The organism is Catenulispora rubra (genome assembly GCF_015356825.1).
Classification (GTDB): Bacteria; Actinomycetota; Actinomycetes; order Streptomycetales; family Catenulisporaceae; genus Catenulispora; species Catenulispora rubra.
Genome location: NZ_JAACYW010000455.1, coordinates 1 through 6197, shown reverse-complemented (window position 1 = coordinate 6197; position 6197 = coordinate 1). Strand labels below are relative to the sequence as shown.

General features: G+C 71.9%; 6 protein-coding genes. 2 read left to right on the top strand and 4 right to left on the bottom strand.

Features of this window, described 5'->3' with window-relative positions:
• The 4 genes from recN to GWK61_RS51970 form a co-directional block, all read right to left on the bottom strand.
• Positions 1-1724: DNA repair protein RecN (recN, locus tag GWK61_RS51985; protein WP_194921609.1), on the bottom strand; the 1724-nt coding region annotated here is incomplete at its 3' end.
• A 135-nt stretch (positions 1725-1859) separates the two neighbouring features.
• A complete protein-coding gene (locus GWK61_RS51980) occupies positions 1860-2765 on the bottom strand; it encodes an NAD kinase (RefSeq protein WP_194921608.1) in 906 nt (301 codons plus the stop codon).
• Positions 2765-3679, bottom strand: a complete 915-nt coding sequence (locus tag GWK61_RS51975) for a TlyA family RNA methyltransferase (protein ID WP_323748166.1) — start codon at positions 3677-3679, stop codon at positions 2765-2767. The genes GWK61_RS51980 and GWK61_RS51975 overlap by 1 nt, the downstream gene beginning before the upstream one ends.
• A gap of 19 nt (positions 3680-3698) precedes the next feature.
• On the bottom strand, positions 3699-3995 hold the full coding sequence (locus tag GWK61_RS51970; protein WP_194921607.1) for a hypothetical protein: 297 nt from the start codon (positions 3993-3995) through the stop codon (positions 3699-3701).
• A 444-nt stretch (positions 3996-4439) separates the two neighbouring features.
• Between GWK61_RS51970 and GWK61_RS51965 the strand changes: the two genes are divergently transcribed.
• Entirely contained in the window at positions 4440-5762 is a 1323-nt protein-coding gene (locus GWK61_RS51965; RefSeq protein ID WP_194921606.1) for a glycosyltransferase 87 family protein, read from the top strand.
• 10 nt (positions 5763-5772) lie between these two features.
• Positions 5773-6102 carry an alkyl sulfatase C-terminal domain-containing protein gene (locus GWK61_RS51960; protein WP_194921597.1) on the top strand — a complete coding sequence of 110 codons (330 nt, stop codon included), beginning with the start codon at positions 5773-5775 and terminating at the stop codon, positions 6100-6102.
• The last annotated feature ends 95 nt before the right edge of the window (positions 6103-6197 follow it).

Here is a 6197-nt window from a genome sequence, read left to right as displayed (position 1 = left end):
TATAAGAGACAGTGCAACAACTCATCCGCATGCGCCTGCCCGAGCTCCGACTCCTCCAGCCCCGCAAGCATCCGAGCCAGCTCCCGCCGCCGCGCCGCGTCGTCGAGCACCACCACGCCCGACCGCGTCACCAGCCCATCATTGGCCTTCCTCACCACCAGCTGCCGGTCCGCGAACGCCGCCACCTGCGGCAGGTGCGTCACCACCACCACCTGCGCCGACCGCGCCAGCCGTGCCAACCTCCGCCCCACCTCGACCGCGGCCTTACCACCCACACCCGCGTCCACCTCGTCGAACACAAACGTCGGCACCGGATCCGATCCCGCAAAAACCACCTCAACCGCCAGCATCACGCGCGACAGCTCACCACCCGACGCCCCCTTGGCGATCGGCAAGAACGGCGCGCCCGGATGCGGGGCCAGCCGAATCTCGACGTCGTCGACGCCGGTCGGGCCGAACGCCACCCTCCGACCGTCCAGCTCCAAGCCGTCGGCGGAGTCCTTCTGCGTCACCGGAACCTCAACCCGCGCATGCGGCATCGCCAGCTCCGCCAGCTCCGTGGTCACCGCTGCCGCGAACTTGTCCGCGGCCTGCGAGCGCGCCGCCGACACCCGCGCCGCGTGCCCCGCCAGCTCCGAGCGCGCCGCGGTGCGCTCCTCGGTCAGGGAGGCGATGCGGTCGTCGTCGCCTTCGAGCTCGGACAGGCGGAGGGCGCCGTCGGAGGCCCAGGCGATCACATCGGAGAGCTTCGGGCCGTACTTGCGCATCAGGCTGTTGAGGTCGCTGATGCGCTGCTGGACGTCGGCCAGCCGGCGCGGGTCGGCCTCGATCGAGTCGGCGTACGCCGCCAGCTCCGTGGACACGTCCGCCAGCAGGAACGAGGCCTCGTCCAGGCGCTGCGCGAGCTCGGCCAGCGCCGGGTCGTGGCCGCGGGCGGCCTCCAGCGAGCGGGTGGCCTCCGACACCAGGGACAGCGCGTTGATCGACGCCGGGTCGTCCGGGCTGCCGGCCAGCGCCATGTGCGCGCCGCCGGAGGCGGTACGCAGGGTGTCGGCGTGGCCGAGGCGTTCGGATTCGGCGTCGAGTTCGGCGTCCTCGCCCTCGAGCGGCTCCAGGCGCTCGACCTCGGCCAGGCCGAAGCGCAGCAGGTCGGCCTCCTGGGACCGCTCGCGGGCCCGGGTGGTCAGCTCGTCGAGGGTGGAGTCGATCTTCTTCAGGCGGTCGAAGCAGGCCTTGTACTCGGCCAGCGCCTCGGCGACGGCCGGGCCGGCGTAGCGGTCCAGGGCCCGGCGCTGGCGCGCCGGCTGCAACAGGGACTGCTGCGCGGACTGGCCGTGCATCGCCACCAGGTCGTCGGCCAGGCCGCCGAGGACGCCGATCGGGACCGCGGCGCCGCCGAGGCTGGCCCGCGAGCGCCCCTCGGAGGACACCGACCGGGAGATGATGAGTTCTGCCTTGTCCTTGCCGACGGGCTCCAACTCGGCGCCGGCCTCGGCGGCGGCCAGGCCGGCGGCGCCCTTGGGGTCCACGACCAGGCGGCCCTCGACCGAGGCCCGCTCGGCGCCGGGCCGGACCAAGGCGGAGTCCGAACGACCTCCGAACAGCAGGCCGAGGCCGGTGACCACCATCGTCTTGCCGGCTCCGGTCTCGCCGGTGACTGCCGTGAATCCGGGCGACAGCTCCAATACCGCGTCCTCGATGACGCCGAGGCCGCGAATCCTCATCTGCTCCAGCACAGGTACGACACTAGGTCTTCGCGGGCCGGAAGCGGTACCTGCGCGCCGGATTCGTCCCTTTAGGGGGCGAAGTTCACAGCCCTGACACGGTGTCAGTGTGAGGAAAAGACGTCAGCTCGGCGCCTACTTCTCCGCGCGCCACCCGTCCACCGGCAGCGCGAACTTCGCGACCAGCCGGTCGGTGAACGGCGCCTTGTGCAGCCGCGCGAACCGCACCGGCAGCGCACCGTGCCGCACCTCGACCCGCGCGCCGGCCGGCAGGTCGAGCACCCGGCGGCCGTCGCACCACATCACAGCGCCCTTGCTCCCGGTCTCGTCGCCGTTGGGCTGCAACTCCAGCGCCAGCAACGAGTACGGCGAGACCACCAGCGGCCGCGCGAACAGCGCGTGCGCGCTGATCGGCACCAGCAGCAAGGCGTCCAGGTCCGGCCAGACGATCGGACCGCCGGCGGAGAAGTTGTAGGCGGTGGAGCCGGTCGGCGTGGCGAAGATGACGCCGTCGCAGCCCCACTTGGACAGCGGCCGGCGGTCGATGGAGACCAGCACCTCCAGCATGCGCTCGCGCGAGGCCTTCTCCACGCTGGCCTCGTTCAGCGCCCAGGAGCGGTCGATGACCTGCCCGTCCAGGCTGACCTCGACGTCCAGCGTCATCCGCTCCTCGACCGTGTAGTCCCGGGCGACGATGCGGTCCACGACGAAGGCCAGGTCCTCGTACTCGGCCTCGGCCAGGAAGCCGACCCGGCCCAGGTTGACGCCCAGCAGCGGGACGCCGGCCGAGCGCGCCACCTCGGCGCCGCGGAGCACCGTGCCGTCGCCGCCGAGCACCACCACCAGCTCGATCTCCTCCAGCGCCTCGGCGTCGAGCGCGCAGACCGGGGCGTCGGTCTCCAGATCCCCGGCCTCGCCGGCCAGCACGCGCACGCCGACCCCGCGGGCCGACAGCCGCGCGACGGTGTCGCGCGCGGCGTCCAGGGCCACCCGCCGACCGGTATGCACGACCAACAGCACGGTGCGCTCACCGTGTCCCATCAGCTCGCCTCCCCAGACCCCTCGTCCACCATCTTCACCATCGATCCCGCGCGACTGACGTCGTCCGGAACGGGCTCCGGTGCGGAGTCCGCGTCGAACCGGCCGTCCCCGGCCGGGCCCTCCTTGATGGCCCGCGCCAAGTCCTCCTCGCGCAGCGGCGGCGCGTCGGCGCGCAGCCAGAGGAAGTACTCGACGTTGCCCGCCGGTCCCGGCAGCGGACTGGCCGCCACGCCGCGCACGCCGAGCCCGGCCCGGCCCGCCGCGGCGGCCACGTCCCGCACCGCCTCGGCGTGCAGGCCGACGTCGCGCACCACGCCTCCGGAGCCCAGCCGTTCCCGCCCGACCTCGAACTGCGGCTTGACCATCAGGGTCAGATCCGCCTCCTCGGTCGCACAGGCGGCCAGCGCCGGCAACACCAGCCGCAGTGAGATGAACGAGAGATCACCCACTACGAGTTCCACCTGACCGCCGATCATGTCCGGCGTCAGGTCCCGCACGTTGGTGCGGTCCAGGACCGTGACCCGCTCGTCGGTGCGCAGCGACCAGGCGAGCTGGCCGTAGCCGACGTCCACGGCGACCACGTGCGCGGCGCCGTTGCGCAGCAGGACGTCGGTGAAGCCGCCGGTGGAGGCGCCGGCGTCCAGGGCCCGGCGGCCGGCGAAGCTCAGGCCGTCGGCGGCGAAGGCGGCCAGCGCGCCGGCGAGCTTGTGCCCGCCGCGCGAGACGTAGTCCGGGCCCTGGCTGGCCTCGGCCACCACGATCGCCGCGGAGGTCTCCACCTGGGTCGCCGGCTTGCCCGCGGTCTGGCCGCCGACGCTCACCCGGCCGGCCTCGATCAGCTCCCGGGCCTGCTCGCGGGAGCGGGCGAGGCTGCGGCGCACCAGCTCGGCGTCCAGGCGGCGCCGGGCGGTCACGGGGCGGTCACCGGCGCCGTCACCGGGGGCCCTGGGCCGCGGGCTGCTCGGACAGGATCGCGCGCAGCTCGGTGTGGACCGCGTCGTACACGTCGGCGTGGCCGGCCAGCGGCGTGTCGGGCAGCCGGGCCAGGCGGTCCAGGGCGTCGTCGACGCGGCGGTCGCCGGAGTGCTCGTAATCCACTTGGAAGTCGAGGGTTTCGGAGGTCTCATGGAACGGGACGACGGGCTCCTCGGCGCGCGCCGCCTCCCGGGGGTCGCCCAGCAGGCCGGCCAGGACGCCACCCTCGGGGCCGTCCGTCGTGAACTCGTCCATGGTCGCGCCGCTCGCCTTCGGTTGCCGGTTGTTCACTATGAACGCTATCGCGTGAACAGTCGTGAGCGCCGGTGCGGCCGCCGCCGGGCGCGCGGGCGTCGCGGCGGGCGTCGGCGCGAGCGCCGCAGCGTTGACTCCGCCGACGAACTACGACAAGCTGTAGCAGAACCGGACCGACCCGGATGGGCGGCCACGAAATCGCAATTGCCGCCCGATAATGCGCAGCTCCGGCATCAGATTCCCTTCAGGCCCCGATGAAAACCTGGTCAGAGCGTCGCCTGAATGGCATCCGCCGTTAACGCAAGACTCTTGCGAGTGACATTCAAAGGGTGCCCACATCCGCTAACATCAGCGCGTGTCGGGGTGATTCCCATCGCCGTGGCGGGGTGGGAACGTGTGGGTCTGCCGGTCGCCGGCGTCGAATTCGTGAGGAGTTGCGCTGGCATGGCGATGGTGGACGACGGTGCCTGGATCGACCGTTTGACAACCTCCTACAAGCCTTGGAGCCGCCGCCGGGCGGCCGCCTGGTGGACGGCCGCGGCCGTCCTGGTCTTCGGGATCGGGCTGATCGCCGGCAAGGGCGGGAACCCGCTGATAGACCTGAAGGTCTACCGGGACGGCGGGATCTCCTTCATGAAGGACCTGCCGCTGTACACGGCGCGCTTCCCGCATCCGCTGGCCGGACCGGACCTGCCGTTCACCTACCCGCCGTTCGCGGCCGTGGTCTTCAGCGTGCTGGGCTTCGTCGGCTACTACCTGGCCGCGGTGCTCATGGTGGCGATCGGCTTCACCGCGCTGACCTGGACCATCTACCTGGTGCTGCACAACCGCGCCGGGGCCCGCTTCCTGCCCGAGCCCACGCCCCGGGTGCTGGTCACGCTGACCCTGGCCAGCCTGGTGATGGAGCCGATCAGCAGCACGTTCCTGCACGGGCAGATCAACCTGCTGCTGATGGGGCTGGTCGTCACCGACGCCCTGGGCCCGAAGACCCGGATCCCGCGCGGCGTGCTGGCCGGCATCGCCGCGGCGATCAAGCTGACCCCGGCGGTGTTCCTGCTCTACTTCGTGGCGCGCCGGCAGTGGAGGAGCGCGTCGAACATGGTCGCCGCCTTCATCGGCGCGACCTCGCTGAGCATCATCCTGGCCCCGCGCGACAGCAAGGCGTACTGGACCGCGACGGTCTTCGACCCGACCCGCATCGGCGACCTCGGATACGCCGCCAACCAGTCGCTGCGCGGCGGCCTGCACCGGCTCGGCGGCCTGCCGGGCATGGCGATGTCGGTGAAGACCGAGGAACACCTCTGGTTCGCGCTGTCGATGGTGGTCATCGGCCTGGCCTACCTCGGCGCCCGGCGCGCGGTCCGGCGCGAGGACCCGGTGTGCGCGCTGGCCGTGGTCGCCGCCTGCCAGCTGCTCATCTCCCCGGTCTCCTGGTCGCACCACTGGGTGTGGATCGCGCCGATGCTGCTGCCGTTCGCGATCCAGATCGTGCGCGGCCGCGAGCGCCTGAAGATGGCCGGCCTGGCGCTGCTCGCCGTGGTGTTCCTGATGGGCCCGCTGCTGCTGTTCCCGACCAACAACGGCCTGGAGATGCACTGGGGCTGGTGGGAGAACGTGATCGGCGACGCGTACCTGCTGATCACGCTGTCGTTCGTGGTCTGGGCGGCGGTCTCGCGCAAGAACAAGCCGGCCGGGCAGACCGCGCCGCTCCCGGCGCCGCGCGTGCCGGCCGCGAGCAGCACGCGTACACGCGCCGAGGTGCGTTAAGGTCACGCGCGTGGCCACCATCGAGGAATGCCGGGAAGCACTGAAGGAATTCGCCGGGAAGCTCGGCGAGATGGACGAGTCGAACAAGAATCTCGTACGGACCGTGAGCCTCCGGGTCCCGGACCTGGACGTGACCTTCCACGGGACGCTGCGCGAGGGGACGTTGGAGGACGTCACCACCGAGCCGCGGGACCGGGCACAGATCCGGCTGACGATCAACAGCGACGACCTGATCTCGCTGGTCGCCGGGGAGCTGAACTTCGCTTCGGCCTGGGCCCGGGGGCGGGTGAAGCTGGAGGCTTCGTTCTCGGACCTGCTGCGGCTGCGCAAGCTGGTCTGACGCCGGGCGGCTCGCTCCGCACCGGAGCCGCGTCCGGCCGGTCAACAAACCGGCAGGACTGCATGTAAGTTGGTGCGCGTGACCGCACCCCCGCC